At 40.0% G+C, this 493-nt stretch carries 2 protein-coding genes; both read left to right on the plus strand.

The genetic code is table 11. The annotated features are described in order from the left end of the window. Positions 1-49 precede the first annotated feature (49 nt). Entirely contained in the window at positions 50-238 is a 189-nt protein-coding gene (locus V7112_RS04955) for a hypothetical protein (protein ID WP_010678234.1), read from the plus strand. Between the two features lie 24 nt (positions 239-262). Further along, positions 263-394, plus strand: coding sequence for a YrzQ family protein (locus V7112_RS04960; protein WP_335416296.1), 132 nt, complete (start codon positions 263-265; stop codon positions 392-394). Positions 395-493 lie beyond the last annotated feature (99 nt).

Genomic DNA, 493 nt, shown 5'->3' on the forward strand with positions numbered 1-493 from the left:
CGCCAAGGCGCATTTGATGTTAGGAATTCCATGATGTGAGGTGTACCCTGTGAAGTGCCCAAATTGTAAAAGTAAAGATATCGGTAAAATTGGTGTTAACCAATATTACTGCTGGGGATGTTTTATCGAGCTATCTGTAAATAAAGGACAAATATTCACACATCAGGTAGAGGAAGATGGCACACTCAGTTCATTGGATGATCTGTTTGCTGAGGACGATAGAAGGATCAGTATGTAATCCTAAACAAGGAGTGAAGAGGTTATGAATAAAGCAATGACATCTCTAATCACGATGGGTCTAGGTGCTGCGGCATACGGAATGATGCAAAGAACAGATGTAATGTCTGCCCGCAACATGAAAAAAATGCGTAAACGTATCTCTAAAATGTTTTAATATGGATTGTAAGGGAAACCCCACAAATTGTGGGGTTTTTGATTGCAAATTGTATTTAATTAGTACGCAAGCACTGGAAACGTGCCCGATTGCCAAAGG

It is taken from the genome of Bacillus sp. JJ1566 (assembly GCF_036962685.1).
Lineage (GTDB): Bacteria > Bacillota > Bacilli > Bacillales > Bacillaceae_L > Ferdinandcohnia.